2 protein-coding genes are annotated in these 2,635 nt (G+C 61.1%); both read right to left on the reverse strand.

Annotated elements, in window-relative coordinates:
* Positions 1–1,931, reverse strand: a 1,931-nt coding sequence (locus tag C0V72_RS15905) for a TonB-dependent receptor (RefSeq protein WP_101795103.1), incomplete at its 3' end; no start/stop codon positions are given.
* Between the two features lie 78 nt (positions 1,932–2,009).
* On the reverse strand, positions 2,010–2,635 hold a 626-nt coding region (locus C0V72_RS15910), incomplete at its 5' end, for an alkaline phosphatase family protein (RefSeq protein WP_143704645.1).

Here is a 2,635-nt window from a genome sequence, read left to right on the forward strand (position 1 = left end):
CCCCAAATCCTTGACTGCCCGACATTGACGACGCCCGTAGCCGATGCGACTGGCGCCCCGGGAACAGCGGTAAACACCAACCGCAACTGCTGGTCCGCAAAGTCGTTATAGAACGCGGCGAAGTTGAACGTTCCACGCACCGCACTGCCGAAGCTCGATTTCAGACCTGCTTCGTAGGCATCCACGCGTTCGGGCCTGAAGGTCCGGAAGCCGATCGGGCCGGTCGGAAAGACCCCGCCCGAACGGTAGCCGCGCGCATACTTCAGATACAGCAACACATCGTCGCTGGGCTTGTAATCAAGGTCGAGCAGCCAGGTCGGCGCGCTGCTCTTCTGCTCCAGGGTCTCGGTGCAGCTCGGCACCAGCCTTACATCAACGCAAACCTGCTGGGGCGCCGCCGTCAATGACGGAAGCACCGGAAAGCGATAACTGATCCGGGTCGTGGTGCTGTCGTTGCGATCCCAGGTGTAACGCAGCCCGGCTGTCAGCTTGAGCTGGTCGGTCAAGGCATAGCTGGCTTGACCATAAAGCCCGATGCTTCGGCTGCTTGTGGTGCCGATCGTCGAGCTCAGGTTCCCAGCTCTGATCGCGGTGGTGTTCCCAGCGGCCTGCGTGCGCGCGATGCCGATGACGTCGCTGCATTGAAGGTTGAGCAAATCGGTGCAGGAAAGCAGCGACGAAAGTGTGTTGCCCGATTGACCCTGCGGGTCGCTCGTCTCGTGATAGCCGCCGAACTGGTATTCGAGACGGTCGTCCGATGAACGGCCCTGGATCTGCAATTCCTCGGTGAACGTGGACTGGCTCGCAGACGGCACACTGGGAAAGGTTCCGATCGTCAGGAACGTGAGTGGCTGGCCGCCAAAGCGCCAGTTGACCCCATTGAGTGCGATGGCAAGCGAGCTTTCAGACTCCCCGTAGCTCAGGATATTCTTGATCGTCACGAGGTCGCTGGCGCGCCAAGTCGTAGTGTTGATGAACTGGAACTGCTCCAGCTGCGACCCGGTCTGCGGCAACTGGCTTGCCACCTCATAAAAGCCGCGATTGGCGGCTTGTTCGGCCGCCAGCTGGGGACATGCAAAGCTTGGCCCCTGACCCAGTGCCGGCGCACAGCCGATCAGCTTCTGGATCGTCCCATTGTTATGGGAGTCGAGATAGTTTGCGATCAGATAATTTTCGAGGTTGGGCGCGAGATCGATCACGAGGCTGGCGCGCAACGCCGTGTAGTTCAAATCCGCAAGATCATCCGGCCCAATGCCGGTATAGTTGCGCAGAAAGCCGTCACGATTCTGATGATCTGCAGCAACGCGCAGGCGCACATTTTCGCCGAGCGGCAGGTTTACCGCACCCTGCACGCGGCGCAGATCGTAGTTGCCGATGCTGGCTTCGACGTACCCGCCGAACTCGTCATCGGGCTTGCGCGGCACGAACAGAATTGCGCCACCGGTCGTGTTCCGGCCGAAAAGGGTGCCTTGCGGGCCGCGCAAGACCTGCACATTCTGGAGGTCGAAGAAGCTGCCCGGTCCGGCACCATCGCCGGTTGGGAAGGCGCTGATCCCGCTTCCGCGCGGCGCGACAACGTCAGCAAAGTAGACCCCCACTGAGGGCGGGGTGCCGAAGTCCTGCACGAAGCCGCGGATGGCGAATGTTGTGTTGTCGCCGCCGAAGCCGGTGTTGACGGTAAGCGATGGCGTGTAGTTCGCTAGGTCCTGAGCCGAGATGATGTTCAGGTCGGTGATCCGCTGCTGGTTGAATACGACGACCGACACGGGAACATCCTGCAAACGTTCCTCGGTCCGGCGCGCGGTAACGAGGATATCGTTGCCGCTGGCGTCTTCCTCGGCGGCCGCTTCGGGCGTGCTGGTATTGGCATCTTGTGCGAAGGCCGGATTGGCTATCGTCAGCGCAAGGCAAGTCGTAGCCAGCAACGCCATTCTCGTGGTTTGGTAAGACATAAAACCCCCGTTTTCTTTGAGTTACGCCGGGCCCGAAGAGCCCGAATGTGAAATGGTTCAGGGCCGCCGGTCGCGGTTTCCTGCCCCCATGAGGAAATCGACGAGACTGCCGCCGTTGTTGTCATTGGCACTGAGAATGCCGGGCACCGCGACACCTTCGGCCGAAGGAAGCGGCACGCCATCGGCGAGAGCGATCGTCGGAGCCACATCGAGCATTCGCATAACCGGCATCCGGTAGCCGGAACGAAAGGCTGGGCCGGCAGCGATGAAGCCGGTTTCCATGCCGGGCATATCGGGCGCATAGCCGTGCATGCCCTCGGTGCCTTTCAGCTTGATCAAGAACGGTGCGCCCGGGCGGCTTGTGAGCATGTAGCCCGGCTTCGGCACGGTTAAGGCTGCAACTGCACCCGCAAATCCGCCTGCCTCTTCATTCTCTTCGGCACTCATGAAGCGCAGCAGGCCGAGATATCGGCGGGCAATGAGCTTGTTCAGTTTGGCGAGGTAGGCGGCAACCTCCTCGGGGGTGGCGCCGTCGGCAGGATAGAGCCCTGCCGATCCGCCGCCGATGAGCGCCCTGACCGGAACCTTTGATGACGACACTTCGTCAAACAGCGAGGAGAGGTTGAGGCTCGTGTGAACCTGAACAAACCCATGATCGCCCACGATGATAACGTTCGTGCGGT

The sequence above is a fragment of the Porphyrobacter sp. TH134 genome, assembly GCF_002855495.1.
Taxonomy (GTDB): Bacteria; Pseudomonadota; Alphaproteobacteria; order Sphingomonadales; family Sphingomonadaceae; genus Erythrobacter.